Annotated in this window: 18 protein-coding genes; 4 read left to right on the plus strand and 14 right to left on the minus strand. The window is 35.6% G+C overall.

Annotated elements, in window-relative coordinates:
- From PGC35_RS16385 to PGC35_RS16400, 4 genes are all read right to left on the minus strand, one after another.
- Nucleotides 1-1,209 (minus strand): metallophosphoesterase family protein, encoded by a 1,209-nt coding sequence (locus tag PGC35_RS16385; protein ID WP_375219947.1) that lies wholly within the window; start codon nt 1,207-1,209, stop codon nt 1-3.
- A 93-nt stretch (nt 1,210-1,302) separates the two neighbouring features.
- Nucleotides 1,303-1,500, minus strand: coding sequence for a hypothetical protein (locus PGC35_RS16390; RefSeq protein WP_053588331.1), 198 nt, complete (start codon nt 1,498-1,500; stop codon nt 1,303-1,305).
- A gap of 20 nt (nt 1,501-1,520) precedes the next feature.
- Complete coding sequence (locus PGC35_RS16395) at nt 1,521-1,832, minus strand: DUF2178 domain-containing protein (RefSeq protein WP_056832434.1); 312 nt, start codon at nt 1,830-1,832, stop codon at nt 1,521-1,523.
- A gap of 1 nt (nt 1,833) precedes the next feature.
- Complete coding sequence (locus PGC35_RS16400; protein WP_375219948.1) at nt 1,834-2,034, minus strand: helix-turn-helix transcriptional regulator; 201 nt, start codon at nt 2,032-2,034, stop codon at nt 1,834-1,836.
- Between the two features lie 146 nt (nt 2,035-2,180).
- Between PGC35_RS16400 and PGC35_RS16405 the strand changes: the two genes are divergently transcribed.
- A complete protein-coding gene (locus tag PGC35_RS16405; RefSeq protein WP_053588328.1) occupies nt 2,181-2,366 on the plus strand; it encodes a YhzD family protein in 186 nt (61 codons plus the stop codon).
- A gap of 153 nt (nt 2,367-2,519) precedes the next feature.
- Here the strand turns inward: PGC35_RS16405 and PGC35_RS16410 are convergent, their stop codons facing one another.
- From PGC35_RS16410 to PGC35_RS16425, 4 genes are all read right to left on the minus strand, one after another.
- A complete protein-coding gene (locus PGC35_RS16410; RefSeq protein ID WP_375219949.1) occupies nt 2,520-3,299 on the minus strand; it encodes an enoyl-CoA hydratase in 780 nt (259 codons plus the stop codon).
- 682 nt (nt 3,300-3,981) lie between these two features.
- Entirely contained in the window at nt 3,982-4,326 is a 345-nt protein-coding gene (locus tag PGC35_RS16415) for a YlbF/YmcA family competence regulator (protein WP_053588324.1), read from the minus strand.
- Nucleotides 4,327-4,345: 19 nt separating this feature from the next.
- A complete protein-coding gene (locus PGC35_RS16420) occupies nt 4,346-5,488 on the minus strand; it encodes a DUF445 domain-containing protein (RefSeq protein WP_375219950.1) in 1,143 nt (380 codons plus the stop codon).
- Between the two features lie 65 nt (nt 5,489-5,553).
- Entirely contained in the window at nt 5,554-5,943 is a 390-nt protein-coding gene (locus PGC35_RS16425) for a ferritin-like domain-containing protein (RefSeq protein WP_275783364.1), read from the minus strand.
- Between the two features lie 72 nt (nt 5,944-6,015).
- Between PGC35_RS16425 and PGC35_RS16430 the strand changes: the two genes are divergently transcribed.
- Nucleotides 6,016-6,219, plus strand: coding sequence for a YheE family protein (locus PGC35_RS16430; protein ID WP_053588321.1), 204 nt, complete (start codon nt 6,016-6,018; stop codon nt 6,217-6,219).
- A 205-nt stretch (nt 6,220-6,424) separates the two neighbouring features.
- Here PGC35_RS16430 and PGC35_RS16435 read toward each other — a convergent pair whose 3' ends face one another.
- The 4 genes from PGC35_RS16435 to chrA all read right to left on the minus strand — a co-directional run bounded on the left by PGC35_RS16435 (nt 6,425) and on the right by chrA (nt 12,801).
- Complete coding sequence (locus PGC35_RS16435; RefSeq protein WP_156350822.1) at nt 6,425-7,675, minus strand: MFS transporter; 1,251 nt, start codon at nt 7,673-7,675, stop codon at nt 6,425-6,427.
- A gap of 94 nt (nt 7,676-7,769) precedes the next feature.
- Nucleotides 7,770-9,509 (minus strand): ABC transporter ATP-binding protein, encoded by a 1,740-nt coding sequence (locus PGC35_RS16440; RefSeq protein WP_275783372.1) that lies wholly within the window; start codon nt 9,507-9,509, stop codon nt 7,770-7,772.
- Nucleotides 9,506-11,248 (minus strand): ABC transporter ATP-binding protein, encoded by a 1,743-nt coding sequence (locus tag PGC35_RS16445; protein WP_375219951.1) that lies wholly within the window; start codon nt 11,246-11,248, stop codon nt 9,506-9,508. The genes PGC35_RS16440 and PGC35_RS16445 overlap by 4 nt, the downstream gene beginning before the upstream one ends.
- A gap of 395 nt (nt 11,249-11,643) precedes the next feature.
- The gene (gene chrA / locus PGC35_RS16450; RefSeq protein WP_375219952.1) at nt 11,644-12,801 is read right to left on the minus strand and encodes a chromate efflux transporter; all 1,158 of its coding nucleotides are present in this window, start codon (nt 12,799-12,801) and stop codon (nt 11,644-11,646) included.
- A gap of 231 nt (nt 12,802-13,032) precedes the next feature.
- Between chrA and PGC35_RS16455 the strand changes: the two genes are divergently transcribed.
- Together PGC35_RS16455 and PGC35_RS16460 are read left to right on the plus strand one after the other, a co-directional pair.
- Nucleotides 13,033-14,385: a hemolysin family protein gene (locus PGC35_RS16455; protein ID WP_231687510.1), complete on the plus strand. Its 1,353-nt coding sequence runs from the start codon at nt 13,033-13,035 to the stop codon at nt 14,383-14,385.
- Nucleotides 14,386-14,643: 258 nt separating this feature from the next.
- Nucleotides 14,644-15,528 (plus strand): cation diffusion facilitator family transporter, encoded by an 885-nt coding sequence (locus PGC35_RS16460; protein ID WP_053588316.1) that lies wholly within the window; start codon nt 14,644-14,646, stop codon nt 15,526-15,528.
- Between the two features lie 100 nt (nt 15,529-15,628).
- Here the strand turns inward: PGC35_RS16460 and PGC35_RS16465 are convergent, their stop codons facing one another.
- Both PGC35_RS16465 and PGC35_RS16470 read right to left on the minus strand, forming a co-directional pair.
- On the minus strand, nt 15,629-16,276 hold the full coding sequence (locus PGC35_RS16465) for a response regulator (RefSeq protein WP_375219953.1): 648 nt from the start codon (nt 16,274-16,276) through the stop codon (nt 15,629-15,631).
- Between the two features lie 12 nt (nt 16,277-16,288).
- Nucleotides 16,289-17,404: a GAF domain-containing sensor histidine kinase gene (locus PGC35_RS16470; RefSeq protein ID WP_375219954.1), complete on the minus strand. Its 1,116-nt coding sequence runs from the start codon at nt 17,402-17,404 to the stop codon at nt 16,289-16,291.
- Nucleotides 17,405-17,587: the final 183 nt, after the last annotated feature.

The raw sequence follows: 17,587 nt of genomic DNA on the forward strand, positions 1-17,587 counted from the left end.
TTATTCACTCCTCTTTGCTAAAACGTTTGAAAGCAGCTGTTCAACTTCATTTATCGTTTCCTTCACAAACTCTGAACTAATTGTCTCCAGATATCTACTACCTTTTGGGTGCTGATATAATTCCTTTAATGCATATTTCCAGTCGGCATTGTTCCATTGTTCTATAGACTGAACAATAGCAGAGGATTCACTCCATATCTCCTTCGGCATTTGTATTCGGAGCTTTTGAACAACGATAAAATTTTCCTCTCCACGTATACTTTCTTGTATTATTTGGAGCCATTCTTCATTTGTAGAAGATTGTAAAAGTTCTTCCGTATCTTCCGTAATATCAGTTAACATTACATCAACAATTGCACTTCCATTTGATTCTATATAATCACGAAGGGTTACTTCTATGCGGGCAATCAATTCATTTGCATGAATTATTCCATCACAAGACACTGCTACCTCGTCATAAATAAATGCAGAAGAATGGATAAATTGAAGGTTAGCTTGTCCTTTTGTTAAGGAGACCTCATAGAATCCTTTCAAACCCTTTTCGTTTCGGTGTCTACTTTGTGTATTACCAGGGTAGACGATAGGAGGGTCATCAGATAAAATTTGCCGCTTGTGAATATGACCAAGTGCCCAATAATCATATCCTTTACTTATTAAATCCGCTTGTCGAAAAGGCGCATATACATCATGTTCTTCGTTTCCTTCGATACTTCCATGTAGCATTCCAATGTGGTAATCTAATCCATTCGCTATTGGATAATGGACATGCATGGCATCACGAATATGCCTCTCCTTATAACTAAATCCTGATATATGGACTTTATTACCTTCCACTTCAAGTGTTTTTGTGTCTACTTCTTCCTCAAACACGTCTACATTATCAGGTAGTTGGAATCTCACCCAATTGCCACTCAAATGATCATGGTTTCCATAGCAAATAAAAACAGGGATACCTACAGAAGAAAGCTCTTCCATCCCTTTTTGAAATAGATGCTGAGCACGTAAACTTCTATTTTCTCCATCATAAATATCACCAACAATTAAAATAAAATCAGGCTTACTTGCTTTTGCATAATTAATAATATTTGTAAAAGCTTTAAATGTACTTTCACGTATATCTTGCAATTTATTTTGCGGAATAGAGGTAAGCCCTTTAAATGGACTATCTAAGTGTAAATCAGCTATATGTAGAAAACGAACTCCAGTCATTTACCACACCTCACAAAATCGAATATTTGTTCTTATTTTATCATAAAGAAAAGATTGTATACAGTGAAATGTGTACAATCTTTAATAAAAAGTTTACAAACTTTTTCGTTCTTTTTTTATTTGTTGAACACTGATTATTAGTCCGGTAAATCCAGCTGCAAAGGAAGGAAAAATACTATATAAAAAATAATTCCGTTCATTTGTTAGCAGTGAGATCAAAAGAAAAAATAGAGGGATTCCGATTAGTACAAATAAGGAAACGAGTAGAGCAAATTTAGTATTTTTTTTCATTAAAAAAACCCCTCCGATTTTTAGTTATCTTTACTAGCTATTACAGCACCTATTAAATAAGAAGTCATATGAATTACCCAAATAGCAGTCATTAAGAAAAAGTAAAGACCTGGACCTTCAATAGTCAGGATTATCATCCATACGATTAATATAACAACAGTAGTTGTCATCCAAGAAATGGATCTTGCTTTTTCATGTATTCTCGTATATCTTTCATCGAACCACCGTTTTTTCTTACCTATTTTTCTATTGATTAATAAAACAATAGCCATAACTACAATTGCAAGAGGCAAACCTAACATAAATGACACTAAATCAAATTTCTCATACATACTAATCTTCCTCCTCATAAATAAATATGTCTTCGATCGTACAATTGAACAATTCAGAAAGCTTAAAAGCTAATGTGATGGATGGATTATATCTTCCCTTTTCTAACGAAATAATTGTTTGTCTGGAAACATTAAGCATTTCTGATAGCTCATCCTGTGTCATCCCTAATGCCATTCGTTTATCTCTAACTAAATTTTCCATGTATACTCCTACCTTTTTTGTAAAGCTAACTTTACGTAAAGTATACTTTACTCCGTTTTCGTTTGTCAAGTTAACTTTACATTTTTCTTTTAAAGTTTTTTTGTTGTATAATATTAGGTATAAGAAGAACAAAGGGGTGTTGATTCTTGAAAACATATAAATTTACTGCATTTGAACCAACAGGAAAGCTTATTGTAGAAGAAACATGGAATTTCGATAACGACGAAGACGCGAAGAAAAAAGGCGAGCAATTTATTGAAGAAAAAGGCTTTACTAAAACGACTCATCGTTTAGTGAACAACGCTGGAAAACTGGTTTTATTTCACGTGTAATTTGAAAAGGACATAACCCCCAAAGAGGTTATGTCCTTTTTTTATACCCATTGAAGCTTCTGCAATTTTTAGGTTATCGAGGTTAGTCAGGCTTCATCCTCATGAAAAGTACGTGCCCATGATTTAACAACCTCTATTTTTACTTCCATTCTTTTATTCCCCTTTGAAAGTAGGCTTGCGTTTTTCAACAAAAGCTTGAATGCCTTCTAGATGGTCAGCAGTTTTACGCAAAGCAGTCTGAGCTATAGCTTCTTTTTCTACTACTGCTGCTAGTTCATCTACTTTTGTAGCGTGTAATATTTCTTTCGACGCAATCATAGCCGCTATTGGCGACTGGAGAAGTTTCTGTGCATAGGAATTTGCTGTTGTATAACCTAAACCATCAGAAGCCACTTCATCCACTAAGCCGATTTTTTGCGCTTCCTTTCCTGAAAACAGTTGCCCACTCCACATAAGTTGTTTCGCCTTTGGGATTCCCACTCTTTCTTTTAAGAAGAAATGCCCGCCTCCATCTGGTATTAGCCCTATGCCAATAAAGTTCATAGCGAGCTTACTATTTTCTTCCGCGATAATAATATCGCAGCCCAGTACCATACTGAAGCCTAAACCTGCTGCGGCACCGTGAACAGAGGCAATTGTAATTTGAGGTAATGTATATAATGTTTTTGCGAGTCGCCCAAGATACACCATGACTTCTTCAATATTAAAAGGATTCTCTGTATCCAGCATTGCCTTTATGTCTCCTCCAGCAGAAAACGCACGCCCCTCTCCTTTTATAATCAACACTTGTACGGAGCGATCTTCTTTAAGAGACTCAAAACATTCCGCTAGCTCTTTCATCATCACATCATCCATTGAATTCATGGCTTGTGGTCTATTTAATGTTAGCGTAGCAATTCTTCCTTCTTTTTCTAACAATAAAGTCTTATACATAGCAATTCCCCTTTATAAGTGAATGGTTATTCATTTATTAATAATTCGACATCTAATAAATTATTCCTTCTATTATTTTCAGCTCTGTTAAACTTCATTTTTATGTGTTTAAATATCAGGGGCAGTTATTGCTCATGCCTAGACTCATGCGTAGCGTGTGGCAAGCGTATATCGGAGTCTTAAAAGAGCAAATAAATTAGACTTTAAGTTCCAAGGAATACTACTTATCTATATGCATTCGTGCTGGCCGCACGTCCGCATGAGCCGCTGCATGCGCTAGACGCATCCATCTGTCTCATACGGCACGTCATGCGGCTGGGAAGGCGCGAATGCAGGTGTCAGCCATTACAAATAAAAGGTTTTATAATAGGTTTTATATTAAAATGTGCAATGATTTATAAAAAGTGAAATTTTCATAAACAGTGGTCAATAGGATGTGCGAGCGACGAAGGAGCGACTCATCCTGCGGAGGCTCATGCGTAGCGTGCAGCAAGCGCACATCCGTGTTTCTAGTTTTTATCCTACGGTGGCTCTTGCGTAGCTTGCGGCAAGCGCGCATCAGTGTTTCTAGTATTCTATGTTGTTTAAAATATATTTAAGATATAAAATACTAGATCCCACGTTGACTTAATAATGGTCTTTAAATTAAAAAAGGATCTCCTATTTTAGGAGATCCTTAGCATTAAATACCTTCGTATAATTCTTGTACTGGTTTAATTAAAACTCTGTTTACTTCTTCAATTAACTGACTTAAACTCATTTCTGCTTGGAGCATTTGAAAGATTTTTTCATTTCCTTGAGCAAGCTGTGCAGTTTTTTGTGCATATTCTAGCTCTTCACCAGAAATTTCTTCCCCCTTCATTTGCTTTTCTTGAAGGGAAAGTTGAATCTTACGAAAGCTTTGAAATAATGCAAGTGCCTCAGGATCTGCTTTAACAGATTCCACCGCTGCTTTTACCTTAGCAAATTCATCGGTTTTACGTAGTGTTGCTTCCAATTTATTAATATCATCGTAAATATTGACCATTTTTATTAGCTCCTTTTATTTAGCTTGTAATAAAGACGATTAGTCCCTGTATGATCCCTATAAGACCACCTAAGAATCCACCAAGTACTGTAATCATTTTAAACTCACGTTTCGATATACCTAAAACGATTTCCTCTAAACGTGCTACTGGGAAAGAATCGACTTGCTCTTTTACCATATCTTCTAATTTCATTTTACGCAATACTTCTTCTAGCTTAGCTTCCGCTTCCATGAATGCAAAGGAAGTCAATTTTGGGACAAGCGTAGTTTGCGTCCATTCTGTTGCCTCTGGGAAATAATGAACTAAACTATGACTTAAACGCTCTTCGATTGCTAGTTCCTTCTTCAAATAACTTTTTACATTTTTTACGACTGGTTCAAAATCAAAGCCGTCCATTATTTCCACAATTGGTCGGTCTTTAAGCTTTTCCCACTCATTACGAACAATATTTTCTAGCATATTTTTGGTACCTGGTGCTTTTAAAAACTTTAATATTTCTGGTTGCACTTTTCCTGCAAGAGAGGAAGATTCACCAACAAACATTTGAATCATGCTTCCAAGCGTTCCTTTAGTAGATAGGAAATCATCAATTAAATTTTTTACAGTACGTTTACCTTCTTCAGACTGAAAAAATTCTTCTCCTTTAAAAAGGATGTATGACACAATTTCTCCTATTTTACTATCTGCTTTAAACTGCCAATCTTCCGGAGCTAACTGTCTAATCGTCTCCTTTTCAAAACGGTTTTTTAAACGATTAAATTGTATATCCACTTGCTCATCTATTTTCGTATTAGCTATTGTTACAATATTTTCAATGCCACTTAGCTTTAACCAATCTTCAATCGTTTTATCAGAAAGTAGAATTTTCTCATTTAATTGTCGAACGATTAACTTCGTAGTCTTGTCTTGCATTTCTTCATTAAAATATTTTCTTTTGAAAATATCTGGGGTCAATAAGTGATTGATTACTGTATTTCCTAGTTGTTTGGCAAGTTCATCTCGTCTCTTTGGAATTAAACCAGGTGTGAACGGGATTCGCCAAGATCCAATATATTTTGCCTCATGTGGTCGAAAAAGCATTTGAATAGCAAAGTGATTTGTTACTGCCCCTATCGCTGCTCCGACTGCTGCCATGAATAAAATCGTCCAAAATAAATCCATCTATTTCACCTTTTTCCTCTAGCATATAATTTATTATAGCAGAGGAAGGACAAACACTAAAAGAATTACAATGCGTTGAACATTGTCGAAAAACGTATAGCATGCTCCGTTTCATCATGCATTGCCACAAATAGTGGCGCATATGCTTGCTGAACAGGTATTTGGAGCAGCATTTCTTTATACATTTCAGCTCCTTCTAACTCATCTTTAATCGCATTCTTTGCACAAGTTTTTAAGTCTATGCAAGGTGGCTTTTTTTTCAGACTTTGAACATAAGTCCCTGTCAGCATATAATAGAGTTGTTGAAACATTTCATAGTGGCTTTTTTCATCTTCATAAGCATGTTGAATAAACCCTTGCCAATATGGATCGTTCGTCAATTTATACATATCTTTATAGAAATGGTAATCTGCGTATTCATTTTGAATCGCAAGTTGTAATTTTTCAATAAACAAGTAGATGCTCCTTCACTAGTCATTTCTACTAGTGTATGCATGGAAATTATGTCACATGAAAGGATGATTATTTTGTTACAGCATTTTAGCTTTAAACCACTATATGAAAATAAGCAATTACCGGGCTGGTCTATCTCATTCTTCTATAAACAAGTACGATATACAGGTGAATACGAACCGGATGGCACAATCAATTGGAATGGAATCGTACCAGCTGATGAAGAAACTATAAAAAAAATGATTCATGAGCTAATGCTGTTTCACGTTTACGATTAACAACATAAAAACTGCATGTGCTTAAAAAAACACATGCAGTTTAGTATTTTATTTGTCTTCTAAATAATCAAATACAGATCCTAGAAACACTTTTCCTGTTGTCTTTCATCAAACACATCTCATTGGTTCTCCCTCTACTAAACTTCATTCTCATCTTAAACTCGGCACGTGTAATAGTTTTATAGATTATGATAATCACTTCGTTTTACATTGTACCAATTTTTTTCCGGCCAAATAAAACATAAAAATAAGTGGAAGCTATGATATAAAGAACTCCTGTTATTGTGAAGGTATAAGCATATCCCCAATATGCTCCATATGTCATTACCAATCCTGTAGAGATAGCTCCAGTGCTAGCCCATCCAATATTGAATACCATCTGGTTTACTGAATTGGCAAGCCCCTTATATTTATCATGAACTAAATCCATTGCAATAGCACTTTGTATTGGATTTCCAGCATTCATAAGTGCTTGACGTAGCAAAAATCCGATTGATGCTACTAGCAAGGAATTGGTATAACCAGTGATAAATAAAAAAGGGATTGATAGTAATTGAAAAATTACAAGTGCACGAACCTGCCCTACTCTTTTTACAAGTGCTGGGCCAATAAGCATTGCAATAGCCGTCATTCCTGAGCCTAATGATAATATCAAACCAATATATGAATTAGATGCATCAAAACGGTTAGCAAAGTATAAGTTCAAATAAGGAATAACTAAACCTGATCCTGTACCGATTAACAAGTTGGAAAAACCAAACAATACAATGATTATAATATTTCTTTTGAAAGAACTTGGTAATTCCTTCTCACTTGTTTTAGCAGTTTTATTTTCTTGTCTTGCTATTGGTTTTAATTTAAATAAAGGGATTAAGCCTAGTGCGAATACAATGGTACCTACTATTAAAACCCATTTTATCGATTCCTGAATAGGCATAGCAGCATACAAGTGTAGTGCATCAGCTAATACACCTCCACCGAAACTTCCAATGACACTTGCAATGGTCACTAAAGAGAAATGGATACTAAACAAATGCATACGTTCACTAGCATTCGAGTTTTCTGCTAAGAAAGGGACACCTGAAACTTGGACAAGCGCCATGAATAGTCCAGTTAAAAATGCGGCATAAATTAACGATTGTTCTTCCACCATTACGCTTCTATAAAATAATGTTAACACTGTCACCATCGAACCAACAATAATCATCCATTTTCGTCCAAAACGATCGCTTAAAAAGCCAGCAGGTATTAACATGATTGCCGATGCAAGAGAAGTCATCGTAATCACTTTACCATTTACGGTTTCAGGAAATCCCAGCTCCTTTAAATATAAATTATACATGACAGAAAAAACTCCCATACCTACTTGTATAAGAATATTTGCCATCATGAATAACCGTATATTCCTATTGAATGAAGATATTTTTGTTTTCCAATCTTTTAGCCACAGGATCATAAGATACCTCTCTTGCTTTTTATTTCGTCTCACTAAATATACGATTTTCGATAGAAAACTTCAATACATAAAAAAGGGAATATCCCCGCACGTATTATACGTGCTGTGATACTCCTGCTTGTAATTTATACATTTGTTCATAGCGTCCTTGTAGCTGTAGCAACTCATCATGCGTTCCACTCTCTACAATTTCACCACGATCTAATACTAAAATTCGATCTGCATTCTTAATAGTAGAAAGTCGGTGTGCAATGATAAAAGTTGTTCTTCCTTTTTTCAATACATCCATTGCATGCTGTATTATTTCTTCCGTTTCTGTATCAATATTTGAAGTTGCCTCATCCAATATTAGAATGGCAGGGTCGAAAGCAAGTGCTCGAGCGAATGAAACTAGCTGTCTTTGTCCAGAGGATAGTGTACTACCCTTTTCAATTACAGGTTCATCTAAACCTTTTTCAAGATTCTTTAATACTCGCTCTCCCCCAACTGCTTCCAATGCAGCCTCCACTGTCTTACGGGAAATACGAGGATCATTTAAGCTTACGTTTGACTCGATTGTTCCTGAAAATAAATAAGGATCCTGCAAAACGATACCCATATGATCTCTTATTGTTTGCCTTGGTAACGATGTTATATCAACACCATCAATGAGAATCTTTCCTTTTGATGGATCATAGAAACGGAACAATAAGTTCATAATCGAGCTTTTTCCTGATCCAGTATGCCCAACAAGTGCTACCGTTTCCCCTTTATTGGCTACAAAGTTTAAATTTTTTAATACATAATCCTTCTCTTTATATGCAAAAGATACATTTTGAAACTCAACATTTCCTTCATATCGTTCCATACGTTGATCTTCCACTTTTTCTCCTGATTCATCAAGTAAACGGAACACACGATTACCTGCAACAAGAGATCTCTCCAATTGCGAAAATTGATTCACAATTCCTGTAATCGGATTAAATAGTCTTGTCGTATAATCAACAAATGCATAAAGCATACCTGCTGAAATGATTGTATTTGGTTCCATGGACTGGCTACCAAAATACCAAATAAACATAATAAACATTAAGGATCGTAAAACACTAACTAAGTTAAATGAAGTTGCCGAATCAAGTGTAAGCAATTTATTTTGATAGCGGTAATGCTCTCCATTCATCTCTTCAAATTCACGTTCCATTTGCTTCTCTCGTTTAAAAGCTTGAATAATGGACATACCTTGAATTGATTCGTTCAGCATTGCATTCAAATCGGCAATCTTCGTACGAACAATATGATTATATTTAGAAGCATATTTTCGATATCCGATCATCCATACATAAACGATTGGTACAACAAAAAGCGCCATTGCAGCCATTTTTACATTTAGGATAAATAAAGCTACATAAACACCTGCGATTGAAATAATACTTGTTGCAAACTGAGATAGTACCTGCACATATAGATTACGAATAGCTTCTGTATCATTTGTAACACGTGCAACTACCTTTCCAGCAGGCAAGTTATCAAAATACTGTATTGGCAATGTTTGTATATGCTGAAATACATCATTTCTCAGCTTTTGTACAACACGGTTAGCCCCAATCTGAAGATTAATAAACATAAAGTATCTAAAAACTGCTGTTACAATCGATAAACCAAAGAATACAGCTAATAGCATTAATATAGGCTGAAGATCAATAGCCCCTTCTGTAATATGGTCGTCGATAATTTTCTTTGCGATGAATGGACCGGTTAAGTCTGCAAACACTGCAATTGTTAAAAAGATTAAACCAAGTAAAATTGGCTTTTTATAAAATAACGCATAATGGTAGAGTCGTTTTCCTGTACTCATGACGACACCCCCTCAAGCTGTTGACGATCGTATTGCTCTTTATACCAACCATTTTGCTGAAGAAGTTCCTCATGAGTACCTTCTTCTACAACCATTCCTTCGTCTAAAACGATAATATGGTCTGCATGTTGAATACCTGACAATCGATGCGTCGTAATAATTGTTGTCTTCCCACTACGTTCATTTTGTATATTTTCAATAATTTTTGCTTCTGTTTTCGCATCCACTGCGGAAAGCGAATCATCTAATAGTAAAATCTCTGGATTTTTAATAAGTGCTCTTGCAATAGATACCCGTTGTTTTTGACCACCTGATAAAGAGACACCCTTTTCTCCTACCAATGTTTCAAGACCCATCGGCAAGTTCATCAAATCACGTTGGAAATGCGCTAATCGAATTGCTTCTTCTAGCTCTTCTTCCGTTGCATCTTCTTTACCAAAAAGAATGTTTTGACGAATTGTCCGTGAGAATAGAACATGATCCTGCGGAACGTATCCAATCCATTCTAGAACTTGCTCTTTTGTTTGCTCAGAAATTGCTATATCTCCAATTGTTAGCTGTCCAGCTCCAATAGGATATTCCTTTAAAAGTTGTTTCATAAAGGTTGTTTTTCCTGATCCTGTTTTTCCGACAATACCAAGTGTTTGCCCTTTTTGAAGGTTTACTCGGATATTTTGAAGATTTTTCACCTGTGACATTGGATATTGGAAACCAACATCTTCAAATCCGATGGAATTCACATCATATAGTTTCACAGGACTCAATGGATCTTTTACATCAGCTTCATAGTCCAGCGTTTCTTGCACACGATCTAAGGAAGCATTCCCACGTTGCATAACATTGATTAATTCTCCAATTGCAAACATTGGCCATATTGCCATCCCTAAGTAAACGTTAAATGTGATTAAATTCCCAACTGTCATTTCATTTTGTGAAACGAGATATGCACCGTAACCTAAAGCAACTACATAACTGATACCTGTACCTACTTTTGTAATTGGACCAAATAGTGCATCAATTCGTTCAACGACCATATTTTTTTGGTATACTTCTTCACTCATGTCTGCAAACTTCTTTTCGTCTGCTCTTTCTTGGACATATGCACGAATAACACGAACACCAGCAACAGATTCAAGAACTCGGTCATTTAAATCGCCAAATGCATCTTGTGCAGTCATATATTTTTCATGAATTATTTTCCCTAAATATTGCATGATAAAAGCTAAAATCGGAATCGGTAATATTGCAAAAAATGTAAGCTTCCATGAAATAATGAACCCCATCGCTAGGATGAGTGCTGCCATATACATCGTTGAATCGATCAATGTCATAATTCCAAAACCAGCTGTAGTTGCAACCGCATTTAAATCATTTGTTGCACGAGCCATTAAATCACCCGTACGATTTTTTTCATAAAATGTTGGTGTCATACTTAAAAATTTTCTATTTAATTTGGTTCTTAAAATCCGCTCTATCGTAATAGAGCCACCAAACAATTGATATTGCCAAACAAAATTTAGCACATATCCAATGATAATTATTCCGATAAAGTAGAACACATACATCGTTAATAAGTCAGGAGTCATATTACCTGTTGTAATGGTGTCTATTGCCTCTCCGACCAACCATGGAGGTATTACTTCAAATGCACTTGCTACTATGAGCAAGCTAACAGCGACTGTATATCGCTTCCAATGATCACTAAAAAACCACTTTAATTTAAATAAAACCGAAAACATTATTTAATCCCCTCATTTCTTCTCTCTCTTAAATAAAACAAGCTAGCCACCTTCTAGAGATTCCTTTAATAAAATTTGTTTTGTCCGTTGAATAGTCATATCCAAACCCTTCCTTTCTTACATTTTCACTAAAAAATGGAAATAAATGAACACAAAAAAGCACATTACCCATATTACGGTAATGTGCTTTTAAATAGACAAAGTAAACCTAAAAAATGTCTATTATAAAATCATTTATCGTTCGATGGTAGGCATGAAAAAATTATTAAGTTGTTTTTTATATCAATTAAACGAATCATTTTTCATACCTCCATTTCTCTTTTTTTATTTAGTGTCCCTTAACATTAGCATATAAAAATTTCCAATGTCAACACTTTTCTAAAAAAAGGGACTAATTAAATTATATGCATAATGGCTCCAAAAATTGCACTAAATAATACTACGTAAATTGGCGGCCATTTATACACAGAAAGCAACGTAAAAGTAATAAGAACGATAACAAAATCCATCGTACTATTCACTGCACTAGTAAAAACAGGATTATATAATGCAGCAAGCAGGATCCCAACTACTGCGGCATTTACTCCTTTTAATGCCGCTTGTATACCTCTTTTGGAACGAATAACTGTCCAAAAGGGTAAGGTCCCAATAACTAATAAAAAAGAAGGTAAAAACATTGCAAAGACAGCTATCAGCGCACCTGGAACCCCTGCAGTTACCTGCCCTAAATAACCAGCTAATGTAAATAGTGGCCCCGGAACAGCTTGAGCTGCACCATACCCAGCAAGGAAAACATCTGGTGAAACCTCTACTTCTCTTTGAAGCATTGGTAAAACAACATGCCCTCCACCAAAAACGATGGAACCAACTCGATAATAAGCATCAAACATAGAATAATAAACAGAGTTAAATAATGGTTTTAATAATGGCAATAAAATCAATAAAACAAAAAATATAGTCCAACTTAAGAATCCTATTCTTTTCCCAAAAGAAAGTGAAATTTCTGGAGCATGCTCCACTTCCTCATTTTTATATAAAATATATCCAAAAACTCCTGCTGCAATGATTATACAAATTTGACCGATAGCGGTTGGAATAAGTAATGTCAATATAGCACAAGCTACTGCAATAGAAATTCTTATACGATCTGGGGCAAGTGACTTTTGCATTCCTAAAAGAGCATGAGCAACTACCGCTACCGCCACTATTTTCAAACCATGTATCCATCCACTATCAAAAGAACCTGTAGCCGAAACAAACATAGCAAATAACATTAGAAGAATAACTGATGGCATAGTAAATCCTAACCAAGAAATAATACCGCCAGCTATTCCTCCACGAAGTAAACCTATAGATATTCCTACTTGAGAAGATGCAGGACCAGGTAAAAATTGACATAACGCTACAATGTCAGCGTATAATTTGTCATCCAACCATTTTCTTTTCTGAACATACTCTTCACGAAAATATCCTATATGTGCAGAAGGTCCACCAAATGATGTTAATCCAAGTTTTGTAGATGCTTTCAAAATTTCGATATATGTATTTTTCAATGTAGAACCCCCATTCTATCTTTCTATTATTATCTTATAAATTCAGCACTTTTAATGATAAGTTTATGTAAATTTTCTTTGAGTGAAAAGATATAGGCTTAATCTGTTAAGTAGAAAGATTTGTAATTTACATGACATTATTTTATTATTAAAACTATAAACTATTTTTTAGAAAACAGGAGGTGTACACTTTGTTCTACCCCTCATTTGGGTTAGGGACAAAGTAATTATTTGGACATAGCCATACGATTGACAGCTTTTGCTGTCTTAATCGCATTCACTGCATTTTTTGTTGCAAGTGAATTTGCAATAGTAAAAGTAAGATCGACAAGAATTGATCAGCTCGTTGCTGAAGGAAATAAGAGCGCGTTAAATGCCAAAAAAATAGTGTCTAATTTGGATGAATATTTATCTGCCTGTCAGCTCGGAATCACGATAACCGCATTAGGTTTAGGTTGGCTTGGAGAACCGACAATTGAGGCAATATTACATCCGGCATTTGATTATTTTGAACTTCCCGAAAGTGTTTCTTCTTTACTTTCATTTGTTATTGCATTCTCCCTTGTAACATATATACATGTAGTAGTTGGAGAATTAACTCCAAAAACTTTTGCCATTCAAAGAGCAGAAGCAATAACACTAGCAGTTGCAAAACCGCTACTTATATTTGACAAGCTTATGTACCCGGTCATTCACGGGATGAATGGTTCAGCACGATTCTTAGCTACACGAGTATTTGGCTTAGATGCTGTTTCTGAATCAGAAGTTGCCCATTCAGAGGAAGAACTTCGTATGATTCTTTCCGAAAGTTTTAAGGGCGGAGAAATTAACCAAGCTGAATATAAATATGTGAACAAAATTTTTGAATTTGATGACCGTATCGCTAAAGAAATTATGGTACCTCGTACAGAAATCATTTCCATTGATAAAGATTTAACGTTAAAAGAAGTCTTTGAGTTAATCGGAGTAGAGCAATATACAAGATATCCCGTAACAGATGGTGACAAAGACCATATTATCGGACTTGTGAATATGAAAAATTTATTAACTGCATATATTAAAAACCCTGAAAATGCCACAACTCCAGTTAGTGACTATATGCAACCAATTATTCGTGTTATTGAAACGATGCCAATAGCGGATCTATTACTTAAAATTCAGCGAGAACGAATTCACATGGCTATTTTAATGGACGAATACGGTGGTACCTCTGGACTTGTTACAATAGAAGATATAATCGAAGAGATTGTCGGAGACATCCGTGATGAATTCGATACAGATGAACTTCCAGAAGTTCAAAAGGTCGGAGATAACCACTATATTGTTGATGCTAAAATGTTGATTGAAAATGTCAATGATTTACTTGGCATTGATATTGATGAGGAAGATATCGATACAATTGGCGGATGGTTTATGTCAAAAAGCTTCGATGCCGTTAAAGGCGAAAAAATATTTGAACAGGGCTTTGAGTTTATGATAAAAGATATTGACGGACATCATATTCAATATTTAGAGATTATCAAAACACCTCCTTTCGAAGAAGAAAAAGAAGATATAGAAGAAGACATTCAAACAGAACAATAATAGCAACGACTCTCCCAAAAAGAGAGTCGTTCAGACTGTTGACAAACGCTCGCATTCTTCGTTACTTGCACTTCGTTGTAAGCTCATGAACTTAAGTTCTATTCGCTTCCGCCTCGTGCTTGCGCGCCTCGAATGACAAGCGTTTTCAAGACAGTCTGAGATAATCCCTACAAAAAATGACTTTGTCTACATCCTTAACGACTCTCCTAAAAGAGAGTCGTTTTACTATGCCTAAAAATGTTGAAAAGAGGAAACACTTTGGAACTATACACAAACTTACGCGAAGGGGAAAAAGGCGCTTGGGTTAGTATTTGTATTTATTTAGTATTAAGTGCATTTAAACTAACTGTCGGTTTCCTTGGTTCTTCCGAAGCATTAAAAGCGGATGGACTAAATAACTTTACGGATATTATTGCATCTATCGCAATACTAATTGGGCTTAGAATCTCTCAAAAACCACCTGATGATCATCATCAATATGGACATCTACGTGCAGAAACGATAGCATCCTTAGTTGCTGCCTTCATTATGGCTGCAATAGGTATTCAAGTTATACTTCAAGCTGTTCAACATCTAGCAAATCCAGTAGAAGAAGTTCCTTCTACATTAACTGCGATTGTAGGTTTTATCAGTGCAGTGGTCATGTATATTGTCTATAGATACAATCTAAAATTAGGTACTCGTATTAATAGTGCAGCCCTTAAAGCAGCAGCGTATGATAATCGCTCGGATGCATTAGTAAGTATCGGAGCTACAATAGGTATAGTTGGATCCATTTTAGGTTTTCCTATATTAGATGGCATAACAGCTTTAATTGTAGGGATTATAATCATGTATACCGCGTATACTATTTTTCATGAAGCAGCTTATACACTCTCGGATGGTTTTAATGTGGATGAAGCTGAAGCCCTTTCAACAGTTGTAAAGCTTGTGAATGGGGTTAAAACTTTAAAAAGCTTTAAAGGAAGAATGCATGGTAATTTAATGTTTGTTGATTTAACAGTTACAGTTGATCCTAATCTCAACGTAGTGGACAGCCATCGAATTACAGAAGAGATAGAGCAACGCATCATGAAAGTAAAACCCTTTTCCGTCGTTCTTGTACATATAGAACCTCATTTAGAAGAGTTATTAATGGATTGAGCGATAATTTGCCTCAAAGATCGAGCGACTCTCCCAAAAGATTGAGCGAACCCAGATTTTTAACTAAAAAACCGATGTATCGCAAGGATACATCGGTTTTTTATTGTCCGCTTGGCTCTGTCAGTCCGTGTTTCACTGCATACAATGCTGCCTGTGTACGATCTTGAACATGAAGCTTTGCGAAAATATTGGATATATGTGTTTTTACTGTTTTTTCCGTTACAAACAGTGAAGAAGCAATTTCTCGATTGCTTTTCCCTTTTGTTAGCTCTGACAATACATCTTGTTCTCTTGGTGTTAAAGGGTGTTCTTCATGTGGACTTATTTCGGCTAGTTCATTTTCTCTTTCTAACTGCGTCGTTGCTTCAGGATGTATCGTATGTTCCCCACGCATTAATTTTCGAATAGCTTCTGCCAGATCATCGGGTTCAATATCTTTTAATTGGTATCCTGCTGCTCCTGCCTTTAATGCTGGAATAACATGATCTCTATCCGAAAAGCTAGTAAGCATTAAAATTTGAATATCTGGAAACTTTTCTTTTATTCGCTTAGTTGCTTGAATTCCATCCATTTCAGGCATAACTAGGTCCATAAGTATAACGTCTGGATGTAAAGAAGCTGTCAACTCTATCGCTTCTCTTCCATTCGTTGCTTCTCCGATAATATCCATATCCTTTTGCGTTTTTAAAAAGAACATTAAGCCTCTTCTAACAACATGATGGTCATCTGCAATCAATACTCGTATCATGCTTACTCCCTCCTAATAAGGTAAACGTACTAAAATTTCCGTACCTTTATTCCATTCTGTCACCCAATCTACTGTTCCACCAACTGCACGTGCTCGATCTCTCATACTCTGTAAACCAATAGAAGGTAAACTCTTCAATTCATTCATATGAAAGCCTCTACCTTCATCTTTAACAACTAATAGAATATCTGTCGGAGTAACCGTTAAGTAGAGCTCTGCTTTTAGTACACCTGAATGCTTTCGAACGTTGTTAAGCGCTTCCTGAGCAATTCGAAACAGAGTCTCTTCAATACTCGCTGGCAAATTAACAACCCCTTTGACTTTAACAGTAAGTGTTAATCCTAGAATCTCTCCATACCCTTTTATGCCCTCAATGATGCCAGACTCTAAGCCTTTTGGACGTAGCTGCCATATAAGTGCTCTCATTTCGGTTAGTGCATCTTGCGTTAAATATTGAATTTCTTTAAACGTTTCTTTTATTTCTTTTTGGTCGGTCATTTCAACTCCGCCACGTGCTGTCAACGTCACCGAAAAAAGTAATTGGTTAACTGAATCATGTAAATCACGCGCGAGTCTATTTCTTTCCTGTACAAGTGCAACTTGTTGCTCCTGTTTCGTTAAATAAATTCGTTTTATAGCTGAACCGATTTGAAAGGCAACAGATTCAAGAAGAGCAAGCTCCCCTTCTTCAAATCGAATTGTATTTGGCGTTGCTACATTTAATAGCCCAAATTGCTCTTGTCCCGATTGTAGAGGGACTGTTGCATGATGCGTTATGCCACCGTGATCTTCACGATTCGTATTTCTTGCATTGACGATTCGTTTACACTCAATAATATTAGAAGCTTTGTTTAAATCACCTTTTTGAAATCTTGTAACACACCAACATCCACCTTTTTGTAAATGTTTGCATTCATTTTCTTGAAGTGCTCTTGGCAACTTTTCATGAGTAATGAGCTGTTGCTTTCCTTTTTTATTGATAAAAAATATCCATCCGGTTTCAAAAATTGTTCCTTCTAAAAGTTTTTGTAGTGCCCCTTGCAGCATCTGTTCCATTTCGGTTTCTTCATTTAAAAACTCAGCTATTTCTTTCAATAATTCTATGTTTGAGAGTTCATTGGATTGCATGTAAACTCCTCCGTATTCCGTAATTTCCTATTCCCATCTTATCATTTTATGTTCGATGATTGTAAAAACAAGACATCATACTTTTGACTGAAACTATTACATTCAAATGAAAAAAATCCGAGTATATAATTTACTCGGATTCAGATTGAAGACTAAAGCCAGTTGGCTACTTGGTCTCATTCA

The organism is Psychrobacillus sp. PGGUH221 (assembly GCF_042055255.1).
Classification (GTDB): Bacteria; Bacillota; Bacilli; order Bacillales_A; family Planococcaceae; genus Psychrobacillus.

What these genes read in the sequence shown, in the direction of transcription:
- PGC35_RS16415 (WP_053588324.1), bottom strand. Translation starts at nt 4,326, where the DNA reads ATGGTCAATATTTACGATGATATTAATAAATTGGAAGCAACACTACGT.
- PGC35_RS16440 (WP_275783372.1), bottom strand. Translation starts at nt 9,509, where the DNA reads ATGAGTACAGGAAAACGACTCTACCATTATGCGTTATTTTATAAAAAG.
- PGC35_RS16385 (WP_375219947.1), bottom strand. Translation starts at nt 1,209, where the DNA reads ATGACTGGAGTTCGTTTTCTACATATAGCTGATTTACACTTAGATAGT.
- PGC35_RS16395 (WP_056832434.1), bottom strand. Translation starts at nt 1,832, where the DNA reads ATGTATGAGAAATTTGATTTAGTGTCATTTATGTTAGGTTTGCCTCTT.
- PGC35_RS16390 (WP_053588331.1), bottom strand. Translation starts at nt 1,500, where the DNA reads ATGAAAAAAAATACTAAATTTGCTCTACTCGTTTCCTTATTTGTACTA.
- PGC35_RS16435 (WP_156350822.1), bottom strand. Translation starts at nt 7,675, where the DNA reads ATGATCCTGTGGCTAAAAGATTGGAAAACAAAAATATCTTCATTCAAT.
- PGC35_RS16410 (WP_375219949.1), bottom strand. Translation starts at nt 3,299, where the DNA reads ATGTATAAGACTTTATTGTTAGAAAAAGAAGGAAGAATTGCTACGCTA.
- PGC35_RS16400 (WP_375219948.1), bottom strand. Translation starts at nt 2,034, where the DNA reads ATGGAAAATTTAGTTAGAGATAAACGAATGGCATTAGGGATGACACAG.
- PGC35_RS16445 (WP_375219951.1), bottom strand. Translation starts at nt 11,248, where the DNA reads ATGTTTTCGGTTTTATTTAAATTAAAGTGGTTTTTTAGTGATCATTGG.
- PGC35_RS16420 (WP_375219950.1), bottom strand. Translation starts at nt 5,488, where the DNA reads ATGGATTTATTTTGGACGATTTTATTCATGGCAGCAGTCGGAGCAGCG.
- PGC35_RS16470 (WP_375219954.1), bottom strand. Translation starts at nt 17,404, where the DNA reads ATGCAATCCAATGAACTCTCAAACATAGAATTATTGAAAGAAATAGCT.
- PGC35_RS16465 (WP_375219953.1), bottom strand. Translation starts at nt 16,276, where the DNA reads ATGATACGAGTATTGATTGCAGATGACCATCATGTTGTTAGAAGAGGC.